Raw genomic sequence first — 18,501 nt, forward strand, 5'->3', positions numbered from 1 at the left:
GCTGAGACGGCGTCAGCAGATCAGGGCGCAGCCGAGGCCGAGGAAGACTTGGCGGATGCGCAGGCGGACCTCCCAGCGCATCCGCAGTAACCGGAAGCCGTGCGGCAAAACGAAGGTCTGCTCGACGACCCATCGCTGTTTGCCCAGGCCAGAGCCGTGCTCGATGCCACGACGGGCGACCCGGGCCGCCAGCGCACGCACCGGTTCGGCGCAGCCGATCCCGTGCGACGCCGAAGGGTCCGCTGATATCCGCCCGCGCCGGATCTGGCCATCGGCCGCAGATGTTTAAGAGCGGCCCGAACCCGTGTGGTCTGTGCGAGACGGAGTTCGCCGAGGCTGCCTGACCTCTCGTTGCTCGTGTTTGTGTCGGTCCCTCCCGTTACGGTGTGGGCGGGTCTGAACCCCGCCTGACTTACCGCGTACACAGGAGGCCGAGGTGCGCGAAGATGGCTTCATGACGCCCCGTCAGCGGATGTACGTTTCCGTGCGGGGCGCGACTCCCCCAGTGAGTCGGCGCAGCCTCGCACATTGAGCGATCCCGTAAGGAGCCTTGTGAGCACGCTCGGTAGTTTCATCTGGTCGATCGCCGACCAGCTTCGGGGCCCCTACCGCCCCAACCAGTACGGGAACGTGATCCTCCCGTTCACGATCCTCCGGCGCCTCGACTGCATCCTGGAGCCAGACCGCGAGACCGTCCACAAACTGGCTGCGGCGTACGAGAACCCGAACCGGCTCCGAATCGAGGTCAAGAAGGCCACTGGTCGGCCGTTCTACAACACCTCGAAGTACAGCTTCGCCAACCTGCTGAAGGACGCGGACGGGCTAGAGGACAACCTCGTCGACTACATCGACCGGTTCTCCCCAGATATCGATGTGTTCGAATACTTCGACTTCAAGAAGGAGATCATCGCCCTGGAAAAGGCCGGTCTCCTACGCGAGATCGTGAAGTCCTTCGCCGCCGTCGACCTGCACCCCGATGTCGTGTCCAACGCCGACATGGGGGACGCGTTCGAGTACATCATCCGCAAGTTCAACGAGGCCGCGAACGAGACCTCCGGCGACCACTACACGCCGCGCGACGCGATCCGACTGCTGGTCGACCTGCTCTTCGCCGAAAAGGACGCCGCCCTGACCGAGCCGGGCATCGTCCGCACGCTCTACGACCCCACCGCCGGCACAGGCGGCATGCTCGCCCTGGCCGAAGAGCACCTGCTCGCACAGAACCCGCACGCCCGACTGAGCCTGTACGGCCAGGAGTACAACCCCCAGTCCTACGCGATCTGCAAGTCCGACCTGCTCGCCAAGGGCCACGACGCATCCAACATCGCCTTCGGCAACACGCTCACCAACGACGCCTTCAAAGGCCGCCAGTTCGACTTCTGCATGTCCAACCCGCCCTACGGCGTCGACTGGAAGCAGTACGCCAAGGCCATCACCAAGGAGCGCGACGAGGCCGGCCCATACGGCCGCTTCGCGCCGGGCCTGCCCGCTACCTCGGATGGGCAGATGCTCTTCCTGCTGCACCTGGTGCACAAGATGCGCGCCCCGGAGGACGGCGGCGGCCGGGCCGGGATCATCATGAACGGCTCGCCGCTCTTCAACGGCGCAGCCGAGTCCGGCCCTTCCAACATCCGCAAGTGGCTGCTGGAGAACGACCTGGTCGACGCGATCGTCGCGCTGCCGACCAACATGTTTTTCAACACCGGCATCGCCACCTACATCTGGATACTCGACAACACCAAGCATCCTGACCGCAAGGGCCTGGTCCAGCTCATCGACGGCACGTCGTTTTGGACCAAGATGCGTAAGAACCTCGGCAGCAAGGGCCGCGAGATCAGCGACGCCGACCGCGCCAAGATCCTCCGGCTGTACGCCGACTTCACAAATGCCGACTCCGAGTTCTCCAAGGTGCTGCGCATCGACGAGTTCGGCTACTGGACCATCACCGTCGAGCGGCCGTTGCTGGACGAGGACGGCAATCCCGTCGTCGACCGCAAGGGCAACCCGAAGCCCGACTCCAAGAAGCGCGACACCGAGAACGTGCCCTTCACCTACGGCGGCTCGACCGCCGGTCCGGCAGGCAAGATCGAGGTCATACAGGCATACTTCGACACTGAGGTGAAGCCGTACGTGCCCGAAGCCTGGATCGACTGGGCCAAGGTCAGGGTCGGCTACGAAATCCCTTTCACCCGCCACTTCTACAAATATGTCCCGCCCCGCTCCCTCGCCGAAATCGACGCCGACCTGGAGAAACAGGTCACCAAGATCCTTGACCTGCTTCGGGAGGTTGAGGGATGAGCTTGCGGTACAGCAAGTACGTCGACTCGGGCGTGCCGTGGCTTGGTGATGTTCCAGCACACTGGACCACGAGGCCACTTTGGTCAATGTTCGAGCGGATTAAGGACGTTGGGCACCCCGACGAACAGATGCTGTCGGTGTTCCGCGACTATGGTGTCGTTACGAAGGACTCCCGGGACAATATCAACAAAACCGCTGAGAACCGAAACATCTACCAACTCGTCCACCCTGGGTGGCTGGTCACGAACCGGATGAAGGCATGGCAAGGATCAGTCGGCATCTCCAGCCTGCGAGGGATAGTTTCGGGACACTACATCTGCTTCGCACCTCGACACGACGCAGACTCGCGCTACCTGAACTGGCTCTTCCGGAGCCCTCCCTACGCGGCCGGCTACGCGTTGCAGTCGCGGGGCGTGAGGATCGGCCAGGCGGAGATCGACAACGATCTCTACCGAGTGATGCCTGTTCTCCTTCCGCCGATCGAGGAGCAGTGCGCCATCGCCGACTACCTCGACCGCGAGACCGCCCGCATCGACACGCTCATCGAGGAGCAGCAGCGCCTGATCGATATGCTCCGCGAGCGGCGAATCGCAACAATCGCAGAAGCGTTGGACGGCCATGAAGTGACCCACCTCCGACGACTCGTCGACAGCAAGAGGCCCATGACGTACGGCATCCTGCAGGCTGGCGAGCCGGTCGAAGGCGGCATTGTCTACATTGGTCCCTCGGACATCGTCGGCGAGGGCATGTCCCCAGACAAGGATGCTCTTCGAACTACAGCGCCCGAAATCGCGAGTGCGTATCAGCGCTCAGTGTTGGCGGGCGGAGACGTGGTTGTGTCGATTGGTCCGGCATACGGGAAAGTCGCTGTCGTGTCGGAAGACTTAGCAGGCGCCAATCTGACGCAAGACACGGTGCGCGTGGCACTCCGACCGGACATCGTCGACACGAGGTTCGTAGTGTGGGCGCTGCTGTCACGGCAAACCGCTGAGTACTGGGACTACCAGATTATGGGGGCGACCTTCCGCCGTTTGAACCTTGGCACTCTGGCGCGCACACCGATTCCCTTCCCGCCGATCGATGAACAGCGTCGAATCGCTCACTACCTGGATGAGCAAACTGCCAAGATTGACACACTCATCAGGGAGACAGAGCGTTTTATCGAGCTTGCCCGTGAGCGACGGGCCGCCCTGATCACTGCTGCGGTGACGGGTCAGATCAACATACTTGAGGTCGCGTGATGGCCGATCACAACGAGGTCGTCTTTGAGGCTGAGATCTGCGAATATCTCGCGGCCCACGGGTGGCTATACTCGGCGAACGACTCCGGCTATGACCGTGAGCGGGCACTGTTCCCCGAGGATTTGTTCGCATGGCTGGAGGCGACGCAGAAGCCAGCGTATGAGAAGGCGCTGAAGGCGGCGGGGTCGCAGGCGAAGTTTCTCGATGTACTGACCACGGCACTGGACAAGCCACTCGAACACGGCGGTGGGATGCTGAACATCCTGCGCAACGGGGTGCAGTACATCGGCGGTGGCCGGTTGAAGATGGCGCAGTTCCGGCCCGAGACGTCGCTGAACGAGACGACGAACGCCGAGTATGCGGCGATGCGCGTTCGGGTGATGCGCCAGGTGCACTTTTCGACCGCCGACCAGCGCAGCATCGACCTGGTGTTCTTCATCAACGGGCTCCCGGTCGCGACAGTGGAACTGAAGACCGACTTCACGCAGTCGCTGGACGAGGCGATCCAGCAGTACCGCAAGCATCGCAACCCGCTGACGAACGGTCGGCGCGAACCGCTGCTGTCGTTCGGGCATCGGGCGCTGGTCCACTTCGCGGTCTCCAACGACCTCGCTGCGATGACCACCCGGTTGGAGGGCGAGGACACGCATTTCCGGCCGTTCAACATCGGCTTCGACGATGGCGCCGGGAACCCGCCCGGTGCGGACGGGAGGTCGGCGACGGCGTACCTGTGGGAGCGGGTCTGGGAGAAGCACGCCTGGCTCAACATCATCGGCCGAATGATGATCGTAGAGACCAAGGAGGAGTGGGACGTCGCGACCGGCACGTCGACGCGCCGTACGAACATACTGTTCCCCCGGTTTCACCAGTGGGAGGCGGTCACGAACATCGTGGCCGCCGTGGCCGAGGAGGGTGTCGGCCGGCGTTACCTGATCGAGCACTCGGCGGGGTCCGGGAAGACGAACACGATCGCCTGGACGGCGCACCGTCTCGCGCGGCTCCACGTCAACGACGAGAAGGTCTTCGACTCGGTCATCGTGGTCGTCGACCGCACGGTGCTCGACGGGCAGCTTCAGGACGCGATCCGGCAGATGGACGGCAGCGGGAAGATCGTCGCGACGATCAGCCCAGAGGACGTGCGCAAGGCCGGTGCGAAGTCGAAGTCCGGCCTGCTGGCACAGGCGCTGAAGAACGGCGAGTTGATCATCGCGGTGACGGTGCAGACCTTCCCGTTCGCACTCGATGAGATCCGGGCCGACTCCGGCCTGAAGGGCAGGCGGTTCGCCGTCATCGCCGACGAGGCGCACTCCTCGCAGTCAGGGAAGATCTCCTCGAAGCTGAAGCAGGTCCTGACCGCCGCGGAGATCAAGGAGATCGAGGACAGCGGCTCGATCGACGTCGAGGCGGTCCTGGCCGCGGAGATGGCCGAACGGGCCGAGTCGGAGAACATCTCCTACTTCGCCTTCACCGCGACGCCGAAGAACAAGACCCTGGAGCTGTTCGGCCGCAAGGGGCCGGACGGCAAGCCGCGCGAGTTCCACCTGTACTCGATGAAGCAGGCCATCGAGGAGGGCTACATCCTCGACGTGCTCAAGGGCTACCAGTCCTACGACACCGCGTTGAAGATCGCCAACAAGATCAAGGGCGGCGACGGCGGCGAGGTCGAGGAGTCGGCGGCGCGCAAGGGGCTGATGCGGTGGGTGAAACTGCACCCGACCAACATCAGCCAGAAGGTGCAGATCATCGTCGAGCACTTCCACACCAACGTCGCCCACCTGCTGAACGGCAAGGCGAAGGCGATGGTCGTCACCGACTCGCGTAAGGCCGCGGTGAAGTACAAGAAGGCGATCGACGCCTACATCGCCAAGCGGGCCGCCGAGGACGCGTCGTACAACTACCGGACCCTGGTCGCGTTCTCCGGCACGGTGTCGATGACCGAGAACGACAAGTGGAGCCAGGAGTGGGGGCCGAGGCCGTCGAAGGACGACGAGTTCACCGAGGCCAAGATGAACCCCGGAGCGGGCGCCGACCTGGCCGCGGCGTTCAAGGGCGACACGTACAAGATCATGCTGGTCGCCAGCAAATTCCAGACCGGCTTCGACCAGCCGCTGCTCTCGGCGATGTACATCGACAAGAAGCTCTCCGGCGTCACCGCCGTGCAGACGCTCTCCCGGCTCAACCGAACCCACCGCACCGCCGACAAGGAGCAGAAGACCAAGACGTTCGTCATCGACTTCGTCAACAAGCCCGACGACATCAAGGCCGCCTTCGAGCCGTACTTCACCAACGCGACCCTGGAGACCGAGACCGACCCGTACGTCGTCGTCCACCTCGCGAACAAGCTCGCCCAGGCGGGTATCTACACCGAGGAACAGGTCCGCCAGGTCGCCGAGCTGTGGGTGGCCCGCAAGGGCAACAACGCGCTCTCGGCGGCGATCAGCCCGGCCCAGCACGACTTCCGGCGTCGCTACGCGGCGGCGATCGAGGCCGGGGACAAGGTCACGCTCAACACCCTCGACCTCTTCCGCAAGGACGTCTCCACCTACGTGCGGCTCTATGACTTCATGAGCCAGATCGTCGACTACGGCGACCCGTACATGGAGATGCTCTCGATCTTCCTGCGGCTCCTGGAGAAGGTCATCGCCGAGTCCTCCTGGAGCGCCGATGTCGACCTCTCCGACGTGGTCCTGGTCGGTGTGAAGCACACCAAGGGAATCGCCGTCGACATCTCGCTGACCGGAGACGGCGAGCTGAAGGGGATCAGCGCGGCAGGCACCGGCACCAGAAAGGAGCCGAAGTACGTCGCGCTCCAGGTCGTCATCGACAAGATGAACGACCTCTTCGGTGCCAAGTCGTTCGCCGAGTCCCAGATCCGGGAGTTCGTGCAGGGGCTCGTGCAGCGACTGCTCGCCGACCCGGACCTGGTCCAGCAGACCCGGGTGAACTCAAAGAAGCAGTTCATGGAGTCGCAGGACTTCCAGGCCGCCGTCACCGAGGCCGTCGCCGACAACCAAGAGGCACACAACACCATGGCCGACTACTTCTTCACCGACGGGCCCGCGATCAAGGGAATCATCGTGGCCCTCGCCGACGCGTTCTACGAGGCCGCCATCGACCAGGAGACAGGCCAGCCCTCCTCACCCCTGATGCACCGAAGCTGACCTGACACATTCCTTGGCCGCGTCGAGAACGGCTAGGTCGGCTTAACCATGCGGCCGGAGCAGTCCCGCCACCCACGCCGCGACAGGGCCTGCTGCCGGGGTTCGGCCTGCCATCTTGAGGAGCGCGCGCAACGTCGCGGCAGGGGCTTGCCTGCCGCAAGCGGGCACCTCCGCCGGGAACGTTCGATTCCGAGCCGGACGCCGGGTTTCCAGGCTACGATCACGCCCATACCCGGATGGTTGTCACACCGGGGCTCAAAGCGCATGACGCAGGAGGATGCGTGCTCAGGTGGGGCATCGCCGCGACGGGCGGGATCGCGCGGACGGTCGGGCATGTGATCGCGGCCGAGCACGACATGATGGTGACGGCGGTCGGATCTCGGGATCTCGGGCGGGCCCAGGGGCTCGCGGCCGAGCTGGGCGCGAAGCGTGCCTACGGGTCGTACGCCGAGCTGGTGCGCGACCCGGAGATCGACGTCGTGTACGTCGCCACGCCGCAGTCGCACCATCTGGAGGTGGCCGAGCTGGCGATCGCGGCCGGGCGGGCCGTGTTGTGCGAGAAGCCGCTGGCGGCCACGGTGGCGGACGCGGAGAAGATGGTGGCGCTGGCGCGTGAGGCCGGGGTCTTTCTCATGGAGGCCATGTGGATGCGGTTCAATCCGCTCATACGGCGTCTCCAGGAAGTGATCGCGTCGGGCGAGTTCGGGCGGCTGCGGTCGATCTCGGCGAGTTTCGGGTTCGCGCTGCCGTACGACCCGGAGCATCGGCTGTGGAACCCCGCGCTCGGCGGGGGCGCGCTGCTCGATCTCGGCATCTACCCGCTGGGCCTGGCGCAGCTGCTGCTCGGGGAGCCGGAGGTCATGACCGTCACCGGCACCCTTTCCGGCGGCGTGGACGCCGAGGCGGGTTTGCTGCTGTCCTACCGCGACGGCGCCCGCGCGTTGCTCGACACCTCCCTGCTCAGCCCGCTGTCCACGACCGCCCAGGTGACCGGCACCCTGATGCGCGCCGACCTGGACGCGCCGTTCTTCGCCACCCGCCGCATGGTCCTCACCAGCCCGGACGGCGAACAGCGCGAGCATCTTCTCGAACCCGGCGACACCGGTTACGTCGGCGAGATCCGCGAGGTCCGCGACCGTCTGGCCGAGGGCGCGCTGGAGAGCCCCGTCATGCCGCTGGACGACAGCCTCGCCATGATGCGGCTGCTCGAAGACGCCCGCCTCCGCGTCACGGATCCGACGGGCGTACCCGCCTGACGAGACCGCTTCCCGGCGTGCCCTTCGCGGTCAGCGAGGGGTACGGCTGAGCCCGAGGGTGCGGGCCTGCACATTGAACATGTCCGCGAAGACGCCCTCGCCGTCCAGCAACGCGCGTACCGTGCCCTCCTGGACCACTCGGCCCTCGTCCAGGACGATGACGCGGTCGGCCTCGGCGATGGAGGAGAGCCGGTGCGAGACGACGACGACGAGCTTGTCGCGGCACAGCCGTTTCACCGTCCGGACCAGCTCGTACTCGGCGACCGGATCGAGGGCGGAGCTGGCCTCGTCCAGAATGATCATCTCGGCCCGGTCGTCGAAGAGGCCGCGCGCGATCATCAGGCGCTGCCACTGGCCGCCGGACAGGTCGGTGCCGCCCTCGAACTGCCTGCCGAGCATCGTGTCCGGCCCGTCGGCCAGTGCGTCCACCGTCTGCGTCATGTCGAGGCGGGCCAGTAGCCCGGCCAGGTCGTGCCCGTCCCTGCCCAGGGTGACGTTCTCCCGTACGGACAGTGCGAACTGGCAGGAATCCTGGAACACCGCGCCCGCGCGCCTGTGGATCGACGCCCTGTCCGCCGGGGCGCCGTTCCACAGGAGCTCGCCGTTCTCCGCGCGGAGCAGTCCGGTGAGGATCTTTATCAGGGTGGATTTGCCCGATCCGTTCGCGCCGACGACCGCGACGAACTCACCCCGGCGGAAGGTCGCGGAGACCTCCGACAACGCCGGGCGGGCGCTGTGCGGGTAGGTGTAGCGGACCTGCCGCAGGGTGATCTCCCGCAGCGGCGGCAGCGGGCCCGCCGGCGCCGCCTCCTCCGGCTCCCACTCCCGCAACAGCCGCATGTCGTTCAGCAGCGTCGCCGCCTCCGTGGCCTCGGCGAGGCCCCAGGACAGGGTGGTGAGGAAGCCCTTGAGCCGCTGGAAGGCGAAGATGAAGGCGATCAGGGACGCGGGGTCGCCCAGTCCTCGCATGCTCAGTACGATCAGAATGCCCCAGGTGAGGCAGTTGGCGATGCCCGCCAGCAGCAGGCCGATGAGGTCGACTCGGCGGACCTCTCCCACTTCCCGGCGGATCTCCCGCTGTCGCCGGGCCAGCGCCGCCATCCGCTTGCCGTCGAAGAACGGCACGGCGCGGAACAGGCGCAGTTCCTTGGCGCCGTCCCGGTCGGTCAGCACCGAGGTGAAGTAGGCGGCCTCCCGTTCGGTCGGCGTCGCCTCCGCGATGAACCGCAGCCGTACCGCGCTGCGACGCTGCACGATCCACCAGACCGGCAGGAAGGAGATGAGCGCCACGCCGAACATGCGGGGTTCGAGCGAGATGACGGCCAGCGCGGTACCGATGCCGCCGGCCAGCGCCGTGACGGTGTTGAGCAGGGAGTCGGCGATCTGCGTCGGCCGCAGCGAGGCCGCCCGGGAGGCGCGCTCCAGGCAGTCGTAGAACTTCGCGTGCTCGAAGGCCTCCACCTCCACGCGGGAGGCCGTGTCCACGATGACGCGTTCGGCCGCGGCGCGGACGTCGAAGGCGAGCAGGGCGAGATGCCCCTCGCGCAGCACCCCCAGCACCCGCTCCACGGCGATCGCGACGGCCAGCAGGGCGAGCGGCAGGGCCACGCCCTGCGGGGCGAGGCCCCGCGTCAGGCCGTCGATCAATCGCACCGCCGCCAGCGGGATGGCCGCGGCGGCGAGGCCGGCCAGCGCGCTGATGACCAGCAGGCTCAGGTACGAGCGGCGGCTGGCCCGCCAGACGAAGGCCAGGCCGTCGAGAACGTGCCGGATGGACTCCATCACTCCGGCCGTCTCTTGTCCACGATGATCTCAAGCGCGAGCTCCGCGCAGGCGGCGCACACGAAGATCGTCTGATCGAGACCCGGATACCTCGCGGCGTCCGGCTGATCGGCGGCCGTCACGCGGCAGAAGCCGCAGGACCGGCCACGCAGATCGGCATCGGGCGCGGCCGCCCCGGAAGCGGCGAGCAACGCGCAGGCCAGGCAGATCGAGACGGCCTCGCCGAAGACGAGGTTGTCCGGGTCGGGCACGCGCCCGCAGAATCCGCACTCGAACGCCTTGGACAGCCCGAGCCGTCGGCTGGGGCTGTCGTCTGGGTCGGACAGGACGACGTGGAGGACCCGACAGCATCGGCCGGCGACGGGGTCGGCGACCCCCGCCTCAAGCAGGTCCCGGCGTAGCTCGGCCAGCATGGCGGGATCGCCCGGCCGCAACCCGGCCAGCAGTTCCCGCAGACTCTCGTCGAGCGTGCGGAGGGCGGCGGCCGCGGTGCGCAGCAGCAGCCGCCGGTCCTCACGCATATCGCTCCGCCAGGCGGTTGGCGTGACCGTTCTCCAGGGCGTCGCAGATCGCCCGGCTGATCGGCAGGCCGAGTTCGCTCTCCAGCCAGGCCCACTGACCGGAAGGGTTGATCTCCAGGAAGACGTGGCGGCCGTCCGGCGTACGGATCAGGTCGATCGCCCCGAAGGTCAGCCCGAGGTTCCGGACGAGCCGTATCAGCCGTGCGGACACGTCGGGCGGGAGTTCCACGTGCTCGTACCGGATGTGCTCGTACGCGGTACGAAAGTCGATCTTCCCGTCCGGAGAGGCGGACGCGTCGATGCCCGCGGTGAACACCTGGTCGCCCACGACGGTGGCGCGCAGCTCGATGTCCTTTTCCACCTCGGCCTGGAAGAGGCAGGGGGTGACCTCGACCAGGCTCTCGTCGAGGTCCTCCTCGTCCACCACACTGGTGTAGATCACCTCGTTCATGCCCGTCACCGGGTTGATGACATCGGCGTACGCCAGCGTCTTGTAGATCGTCCTGCGGCCCGCCGCGCGATTGTCCCGGATGAAGGCCCGGACGTCGCCCACCTGGTTGCTGATCAGCGTGCGCGGTATCTCCAGCCCTTCCCGCCGCGCCGCCTTCAACTGAACCGGCTTGAACTCGGCGCGCATGCACGACTCCGGATAGTTCATCCAAAACGCGTCCTGCAGGCGCAGCAATCCACCGAGCGCGGCGGCCGCCTCGTCCCGGGCGAACCACCGCTCTTCCCTGCTCAAATGCTCGGGGAATTGAAATGACGTGGGGCGGCGCCACCACACGCTCCGGATATCGCCCAGCCGTACGCTCCGCCGGGGTCTTTTCAGGATGCCGCTCCAATCGTCGTGTTCGGCGTCGATCGCGGCCGACAGGCTGAGTTTCGCGGGGAATTCGCCGAGGTCGAGCCGAATGAACGGTACATTCCGCCGGTTGAATTCGTGGGCGACGAAGTCGGCCGTGGGGTCGATCTCGTGGGTGAGGACGAGGATCGCCCCCTGCGGCCGCTCAGTCCCGGTCACGGTCGGAGGCGTCGCTGTCCGGGCTGCGGTCCGGGCAGGCCGGCTCGCCGGTGGAGACGATCGTCCCGGTGGCGGGGGTCTGCTCGATGCTCCCGGCGATGGTCACCATCCTCGGCAGGATGGAGCCGTCCCAGTCCCCGTCGAGCGACCGCAGGGCGAGTTGCAGCTCGTCGTCGTACTGGAGCTCCTCCTGGAACACCAGGGTCGCGCAGGGACGGGCGAAGGTGAGGCCGAAAACCTCCGCCCGCTCCTTGACCTCGTCCGGGACCACGAGCGGAACGCCGAATGGGACGCCCAGCGGAAGCGGATTCAGCGCGATATCGGATCGCCGAAACGAGGAGTTCGCCTTGCAGGCCACCGCCGATGCGATTACACCCATTGAAATTTCACCCTTTCCACGATTCCGGGTCGTGAAGTCTCATGGGAGGATGACACCTTCCACAGAATCCTGTCAATAAACAATGAATTGCGCGAGGCCGGATGACCTGCCGCACACCCGGCGACCTGCGGCGCGGGCTACGCTCACGGCATGGATAACGAACAAGGGCGCAGGCATTGGAAAAAGGCCCGCGACCGGGCGGCGGACGCCTGGTCGGCGGACCCGGGGACGGAGGCGTTCAACCTGCCGGAGACGTTGCGCGACCTGCCCGATCCGGACCCGGGCGCGGTGGACGATTCAGAACTGCGGGAGCTGTTCGAGCTCGACCAGCGCGACAGGGCGGGGGGCGTGCTCGCGGAGGGCTGCGGCGTACGCGACAGCCGACGGCGGAGGCGGGCGATGGAGAAGTTCGCGGCCGGCCAGGTCCGTTCCCCAGGCGACTATTACCACCTGGCGATGATCCTGCAGCATGGAAGCAGGGCGGAGCATTACCACCTCGGCTTCGAGCTGTGCCGCCGCGCCGCCGCGGCCGGTCACCGCCCGGCCCGCTGGCTGGCCGCCGCCGCGCTGGACCGCTGGCTGCTCCACCACGGGCTGCCCCAGCGGTACGGCACGCAGTACGTGGACACCGGCGGCGCCTGGGCGCTGTATCGCGTCGATCCCGCCACCACCGATGAGGAGCGCGCCGCCTGGGACGTGCCCCCGCTCGCCGAGGCCCTGGCGCGGGCGGAGCGGATGAACGACGCGGCGGGCGAGCCCGGCTGACCGCTCGCGCCCGCCGTGCGGGGGCGTGGCCGGCGCCGCGTTCGGGAAGCCGAGTCCCGCGAGGGGGGCGTCCGCCGGGGCGAGCCGGGCGAAAAATGTTGCCATCTCGGAAACCCGCCCGGCTCTTTCCGGTTTCCGCAGGTCATTCACCGGGTCCGCGAATTAGTGTTCCCTCGGGCCCATCGCCTCGGGTAGGATCATGTCGGCGAAATTTCCGCTTCACCGCGTCGGCATGCGTCGAGTCGACCCCCGAAGGGATGATCATGGGCATGCTGAACAGGCGGCCGTCGTCGGGTCGGCGCGTTTCCGCAGGTCAGCTGCGGACGCCGTACCGATGCGGCCACGAGTGCGCACGGTCCGGCCCCTTCGGCGAGGGGATCCGCCCGCGACTCCGGTTGTGACGTGACGTGGGTGAAATAAGAGCGGCCATTCGACAATTGAGATTTCCTCACGAATTCAGAATCCGGCGGGCGGAGTGGCCGGCCGAGGCGCTCGACGTGCTGAGAGCGGTCGGGAACGGGGAAAATCGCGGGTCCGAGACGGGGAACGGCTCCGATCGTCTCGGGGAGGACGCTACGCATTTCGGCCAGGACGCCTCCGCGCGGGAGCCCGGCCTCTCCGGGCGTTCGCTGGCCGATGTGGCGACGGGCATCTGGCGGATGCGCAACCGGGTGGCGGCGGCGCCCGAGGAGACGCCGCGTTCGGTGGCGCGGCATCTGGAGATGACGTGGGACGCGCTCATCCAGGCCGGCGTCGAGATCCGGGATCACGTGGGCGAGCCCTTCGACCTGGGTCTGTCCCTGACCGTGGTGGCCTACCAGCCGACGCCGGGGCTCGCCCGCGAGCAGGTGATCGAGGCGGTCCGCCCGAGCATCTACCTCGGCGATCGGGCGATCCAGACCGGCGAGGTGATCGTGGGAACTCCGGATTCCGGCGGCGACGCGTCGCCGGACGCGGACGAGCGTGATCGGACGGGGGGATGATGACGAGGACCACGATCGACTTCGGCATCGATCTGGGCACCACCAACAGCGCGATCGCGGTGCTGAACGGGGTCAACGCCGAGATCGTCAAGAACAACGACGGGTTCGAGACGACGCCGTCGGCGTTGTGGATCGATCGCCGCAACCGGCTGTACGTGGGCAGGGCCGCCAAGGAGCGCGGCGAGCTCGACGCGGACAACACCTGCGTCGAGTTCAAGCTCCGGATGGGCACGACCGGCCGGCCCAAGGTGTTCGCGGCGAGCGGGCGGTCGATGGATCCCGAGCAGATGTCGGCCGAGGTGCTCAAGTCGCTGAAGAACGACGTCGCCCAGCGGCTCGGGGAGGACCTGGAGGCGGCGGTCATCACCGTGCCCGCGGCCTTCGACCTGAGCGCCTGCGACGCCACCCGGCGGGCGGCCGAGCTGGCGGGGCTCAGGTACGCGCCGTTGCTGCAGGAGCCCACGGCGGCGGCCCTGGCGTACGGGTTCCAGAGCGAGTCCGACAACGTCTACTGGCTGGCGTACGACTTCGGCGGCGGGACCTTCGACGCGGCCGTGATCAACATGCGGGACGGCGAGTTCACCGTCGTCAAGCACGCCGGGGACAACTTCCTCGGCGGCAAGCTCATCGACTGGAAGATCGTCGAGGAGCTGCTCATCCCCGCGGTGACGCGGGAGCATCGGCTCACCGGGCTCGCCCGGGGCAACCCGCGCTGGTTCGCCGTCGTCAACAAGCTCAAGCTCGCCGCCGAGGCGGCCAAGATCCGGCTGTCGCGGGACGAGTCCGCGGAGATCCTCCTGCAGTTGGAGGACGACGACCGGCGGCCGTTCGAGTTCGAGTACGACCTGATGCGCGCGGACGTGGAGCGGCTCTCCGAGCCGTACATCGTGCGATCGGTGAACCTGTGCCGCAAGGCGTTGCAGGAGAGCGGGCTCGGGCCGGGCGACATCGAGAAGGTGCTGCTGGTGGGCGGGCCCACGCTCTCACCGTACCTGCGGGAACGGCTCGCCGACCCGCGCGAGGGGCTGGGCGTCCCGCTCGACCACAGCCAGGATCCGATCACGGTGGTCGCCCGGGGAGCCGCGATCTTCGCGGGGACCCAGTTCCTGCGCCCGGCCGCGACCGCCGCCGCCGCGCCGCCGCCCGGGCGGCACACCGTCGAGCTGGTGTACCGGCCGGTCGGCCCGGACACCGAGCCGCTGGTCGGCGGCAGGGTGTCGGGCGTGGACACGGCCGGGTTCGCCGTCGAGTTCGTCAACCCGGAGGCGAAGCCGGTCTGGCGCAGCGGGAGGATCGCGTTGTCCGCGGACGGGGCGTTCGCCGTCACGCTCTGGGCGGAGAAGGGGCGGGCCAACGTCTTCCACCTGGAGCTCACCGATCCGACCGGCACCCGGCGCGAGGTGAGCCCCAGCACCCTGACGTACACCGTCGGCGTCGTGGACACCCAGCCCACGCTCACCCACTCGATCGGCGTGGGGCTGCAGGACAACCAGGTGAAGGTGCTGGTGGAGCGGGGCACGCCGCTGCCCGCGCGGCGGCGGGAGGTGCTCAGAACGACGGTCGCGATCAGCCGCGGCGAGGGCCGGGGCATGCTCCGGATCCCCGTGGTGGAGGGCGAGCACCGCCGCGCCGACCGCAACCGGCGCATCGGCCGCGTCGAGGTCCGCCCCGGGCAGATCCGGCGGGACGTGCCCGAGGGGAGCGAGGTCGACTTCACGATCGTCATCGACGAGTCCCGGCTGGTGGTGGCGCGGGCGTACGTCCCCATCCTGGACGAGGAGTTCGAGCATGTGATCAACCTGCGGACCGAGACCGTCCCCGAGCACGCCGACCTGCTGCGGGAGGCGCAGGCGGAGCGGCGGCGGCTGGACGAGGTCCGCGAGCAGGCGGCCGAGATCGGCGATGCGCGCGCCCTGGAGGTGCTCTCCCGGATCGACCGCGAGCGGACCGTGCAGGACATCGACGCCCTGGTGGACGCCGCGCGCGTCGATCCCGACGCGGCCACCACCTGCGCCAAGCGGCTGCTGGACCTGAAGGCGGCCATCGACGAGGCCGAGCGGACGCTGGAGTGGCCCCGGCTGGTCCGCGAGACCAGGCAGGAGATGCCGCTCATCCGCGAGATCGTGCTGTCGCGGGGCGACGCCGACCAGCTGCGGGTCCTGGATCACGCCGAGGCGGCCGTGGAACAGGCCATCACGACGCACGACGCCGACCTGCTCCGCCTGCGCATGGACGAGTTACGGCTGGTGGCGGCGCGGGTGCTGCGGGACTCCGGCGAGCTCGACCTGATGGCCTTCGACCAGCTCCGCCTGCTGCGCCCCGAGATGCGCGATCCGGAGCTCGCCGGGCGGCTGATCGACACGGGCGCGCGTGCGGCGCAGACCGGCGACGTCGACACGGTCCGGGTCGTCAACGACCAGCTCCGGGGGCTGCTGCCCAAGCCGCCGCCTCCGCCGGACCCGTTCAGCACGGTGCGGTGAGCCGATGAGCGAGCCGACCGCGGCCCTGCTCGCCGCACGCGAGGTGGCGCTGGCCCAGGCCCGGATCCTGGCCAGGAACGGGCGGTACGCCGAGGCCGAGGGCCTGCTTGAGGACGCCTGGCGCGGCGCGGACCGCGGCGTGCCCTTTCTGGACCTGCTCGCCCGCATCAAGGCGCAGCAGGGCGACCTGCGCGCGGCCGACCGGTACTGGGCGGAGGCCGAACGGCTCGCCCCGGGCGACCGGGAGATCGCGGCGGGGCGGCGGCGGATCGCCGCGATGACGGCGCGCGGGCCCGTCGCCTGGCGGCGCGCGAGAGCCGCCGTCGTGATCGGCGCGGGGTTCCTGGCCACGGCCGTGCTGGTGCCGCCGGTGGAGATCCGGCTGACCGTGGGCGAGCCCCGGGATGTGATCAAGACGCCGGTCGACTACGCCCTCACGACGCCGACGTCCGCCCCCGCGCCCTCTCCCTCCATCGCCTCCTCCACGTCCCCACGTACGGCCCCACCTACGGCCCCACCTACGGCTTCCGTGCTCGACGAGCTTGACCTCCAGGCGCGGGGACTCCGGGTACGGCGATCGCCGGACGAGATCGCGGTCACCTTCGAGGACGGGCTGTTCCGGAGTGGCGCCACACTCTCGGCGGGCGGCCGGGCGGTCCTGCGCGAGCTGGCCGTACGGCTGCGCCCGCACGCCGATCGGATCTCGGTCGCCGTCATCGGCCACACCGACGATCTCGCGGTGCCGCCCGGCGGCCCCTACGCCAGCAACATGGAGCTGGCCATGCTCCGGGCCACGGTCGTCCGCGAGGTGCTCCGCGACGCCGCGGGCATTCCGACGGCCAGGTTCTCGGTGTCGGCCCTGGGCGCGATGATGCCGCCGTACCGCGGCGACGATCCGTGGGCCAGGGCGCGGAACCGGACGGTGAGCCTGCGCATCGCCGCGGCCGGAAGGGGGTGAACGATGCCCGTCTTCGACGGGGTGGGGCCCGGACTGTACCGGGAGAACGCGTTCCGGATCACCGGGCTCGCGGTGGACGCCACGCCCCGCGACATCCGGCGCAGCGCGGAGCGGTTGCGGGTGATGGAGAAGGTGGGCCTGGCCGCGTCCCCCGGGCCGAGCGTGCTGCCGCCGCCCCGGCCTCCCGACGAAACGGTCGTCCAGCGCGCCATGCAGCGCCTGCGGGATCCGGGCGCCCGCCTGGTCGATGAGCTGTTCTGGTTCTGGCCCGCCCCGAACGGGACGCCGGACGACGCGATGGCGGCGCTGCGCGGCGGCGACCTCGACGCGGCCGAACGAGAGTGGTCGCGGCTGAGACCGGCCGCCGAGCATGGCGACGCGGACGACGGCCCAGGCGGCATGGGCGGCCTGCTGGCCGCGCTGCGCGGCGGCGACACGCCCTCGTCCCCGGACGCGCTCGCCGGGGCCGTCGCCGTACACAACCTGGCGGTCCTCGCGCACACCCGGGCGCTCGACGCGGACGAATTGGACGACGGCAGCCGAGACCAGTGGGAGCGGGCCCTCGCCCACTGGCGGGACGCCCACGCCACGGACGCGGTCTGGGAGCTGCTGGAGGAGCGGGTCAGGCGAATCGACGATCCGCGGCTGACCCCGGCCACCGTACGGGAGATGCGGGCCGCCCTGCCCACCACGCTCCTGTCGATCAACGCCGGGCTGGCCGTACGCGCCTATCACGACGACCGGACGGACGACGCGGCCGAGCACGTCGCGCTCATGCGCGGCTCCGGGTTCGACGGGGCGCTGATCGACGACGCGCTGCGCGGCGCGGTGGAACCCGACCTCGCCCGGCTCAGGGCCATGTGCGACGACGCCGAGCGCGCAGCCGACGCCGATCCGGCCACCGGCGACCAGGCGGCCACCCGGCTGCTCGACCGATCCGCGCCCCTACTCACCATGCTGGCCTTCGCCTTCCCCGAACGACATCCGGTCCTGCAGGGCGCCGCGGACGACGTGGCGCTCAAGGTCCTGCGCTGCGTCGTGCCCTTCGTGACGGAGACCGGCCGCTGGGACGCCGGCGTCGACCTTCTCGAACGCGCCGTCCCGTTGGCGGCGACGCCGGCCACGAAGGACCGCATCAGGGAGAACCTCGACCGGGCCCGCGACCAACTCCAGTACCTGACGTGCCAATTCTGCGAGCAGAACCCCGCCGACGACGCCTGCGCGTACGAGCAGAAGCTGTACGGCGAGGTCGAGCCGTCCGTGGTCGGCTGGGCCGACGGCGGACCGCAGATCCAGGTCACCTGGCGGACCGCCACGGTCCGCGTGCCGCGCTGCGCCTCGTGCATGGCCGCGCACGCGCCGAAGTCGCCGACGGCGCCCCGCCTCGGCTGCGCCGGCACCCTGCTGATCCTCGCCCTCTCGATCCCGGCGTTCGCGGCCGCCGGGCCCGGCCTCGGGTTCGGCGTCATCGGAATCGGCCTGATCGGCGGCTTCTTCACGCTGGCGGCGAGCGGCTCGCAAGGGGGCGTGCCGCAGCAGCCGGTCCAGGCGTTCGAGCCGGTGCGGTATCTGATCGCGCAGGGCTGGCGATTGGGCGAACGGCCGCCGAACCTCGGGTGACGAGAGCGGTCCCCCGAAGGGCGTATGCGAGATGTA

At 68.7% G+C, this 18,501-nt stretch carries 13 protein-coding genes and 1 pseudogene; 9 read left to right on the plus strand and 5 right to left on the minus strand.

The features are described 5' to 3' along the window. Positions 1-12 precede the first annotated feature (12 nt). Positions 13-180 (minus strand): annotated as a pseudogene (locus AB0K60_RS10170) (IS5/IS1182 family transposase); the annotation flags it as partial. Between the two features lie 372 nt (positions 181-552). On the opposite strand from AB0K60_RS10170, the gene AB0K60_RS10175 reads away from it, so the two are divergent. The 4 genes from AB0K60_RS10175 (at position 553) to AB0K60_RS10190 (ending at position 7,956) form a co-directional block, all read left to right on the plus strand. Further along, complete coding sequence (locus AB0K60_RS10175; RefSeq protein ID WP_364050951.1) at positions 553-2,298, plus strand: class I SAM-dependent DNA methyltransferase; 1,746 nt, start codon at positions 553-555, stop codon at positions 2,296-2,298. Next, positions 2,295-3,539, plus strand: a complete 1,245-nt coding sequence (locus tag AB0K60_RS10180; RefSeq protein ID WP_364050954.1) for a restriction endonuclease subunit S — start codon at positions 2,295-2,297, stop codon at positions 3,537-3,539. The genes AB0K60_RS10175 and AB0K60_RS10180 overlap by 4 nt, the downstream gene beginning before the upstream one ends. Next, positions 3,539-6,700, plus strand: coding sequence for a DEAD/DEAH box helicase family protein (locus tag AB0K60_RS10185; protein WP_364050957.1), 3,162 nt, complete (start codon positions 3,539-3,541; stop codon positions 6,698-6,700). The genes AB0K60_RS10180 and AB0K60_RS10185 overlap by 1 nt, the downstream gene beginning before the upstream one ends. Before the next feature lie 281 nt (positions 6,701-6,981). Then, positions 6,982-7,956 (plus strand): Gfo/Idh/MocA family oxidoreductase, encoded by a 975-nt coding sequence (locus AB0K60_RS10190; protein WP_364050960.1) that lies wholly within the window; start codon positions 6,982-6,984, stop codon positions 7,954-7,956. 30 nt (positions 7,957-7,986) lie between these two features. Here AB0K60_RS10190 and AB0K60_RS10195 read toward each other — a convergent pair whose 3' ends face one another. From AB0K60_RS10195 to AB0K60_RS10210, 4 genes are read right to left on the minus strand one after another with little or no spacing between them, the layout of a single operon-like run. Then, complete coding sequence (locus AB0K60_RS10195) at positions 7,987-9,738, minus strand: ABC transporter ATP-binding protein (RefSeq protein ID WP_364052078.1); 1,752 nt, start codon at positions 9,736-9,738, stop codon at positions 7,987-7,989. Beyond that, positions 9,738-10,259: a hypothetical protein gene (locus tag AB0K60_RS10200; protein ID WP_364050963.1), complete on the minus strand. Its 522-nt coding sequence runs from the start codon at positions 10,257-10,259 to the stop codon at positions 9,738-9,740. Before AB0K60_RS10200 ends, AB0K60_RS10195 begins: the two co-directional genes overlap by 1 nt. Then, positions 10,252-11,280: an MvdC/MvdD family ATP grasp protein gene (locus AB0K60_RS10205; protein WP_364050966.1), complete on the minus strand. Its 1,029-nt coding sequence runs from the start codon at positions 11,278-11,280 to the stop codon at positions 10,252-10,254. The genes AB0K60_RS10200 and AB0K60_RS10205 overlap by 8 nt, the downstream gene beginning before the upstream one ends. Then, positions 11,267-11,659 carry a hypothetical protein gene (locus AB0K60_RS10210; protein WP_364050969.1) on the minus strand — a complete coding sequence of 131 codons (393 nt, stop codon included), beginning with the start codon at positions 11,657-11,659 and terminating at the stop codon, positions 11,267-11,269. The genes AB0K60_RS10205 and AB0K60_RS10210 overlap by 14 nt, the downstream gene beginning before the upstream one ends. 150 nt (positions 11,660-11,809) lie before the next feature. On the opposite strand from AB0K60_RS10210, the gene AB0K60_RS10215 reads away from it, so the two are divergent. From AB0K60_RS10215 to AB0K60_RS10235, 5 genes are all read left to right on the plus strand, one after another. Then, a complete protein-coding gene (locus AB0K60_RS10215) occupies positions 11,810-12,424 on the plus strand; it encodes a hypothetical protein (protein WP_364050972.1) in 615 nt (204 codons plus the stop codon). Positions 12,425-13,062: 638 nt separating this feature from the next. Further along, the gene (locus tag AB0K60_RS10220; RefSeq protein ID WP_364050975.1) at positions 13,063-13,407 is read left to right on the plus strand and encodes a hypothetical protein; all 345 of its coding nucleotides are present in this window, start codon (positions 13,063-13,065) and stop codon (positions 13,405-13,407) included. After that, positions 13,407-15,887 (plus strand): Hsp70 family protein, encoded by a 2,481-nt coding sequence (locus AB0K60_RS10225; RefSeq protein ID WP_364050978.1) that lies wholly within the window; start codon positions 13,407-13,409, stop codon positions 15,885-15,887. The genes AB0K60_RS10220 and AB0K60_RS10225 overlap by 1 nt, the downstream gene beginning before the upstream one ends. A gap of 4 nt (positions 15,888-15,891) precedes the next feature. Further along, entirely contained in the window at positions 15,892-16,845 is a 954-nt protein-coding gene (locus AB0K60_RS10230; RefSeq protein WP_364050982.1) for an OmpA family protein, read from the plus strand. A 3-nt stretch (positions 16,846-16,848) separates the two neighbouring features. Beyond that, complete coding sequence (locus AB0K60_RS10235) at positions 16,849-18,465, plus strand: hypothetical protein (RefSeq protein WP_364050985.1); 1,617 nt, start codon at positions 16,849-16,851, stop codon at positions 18,463-18,465. The last annotated feature ends 36 nt before the right edge of the window (positions 18,466-18,501 follow it).

This window comes from Thermopolyspora sp. NPDC052614 (assembly GCF_040678635.1).
Classification (GTDB): domain Bacteria; phylum Actinomycetota; class Actinomycetes; order Streptosporangiales; family Streptosporangiaceae; genus Thermopolyspora.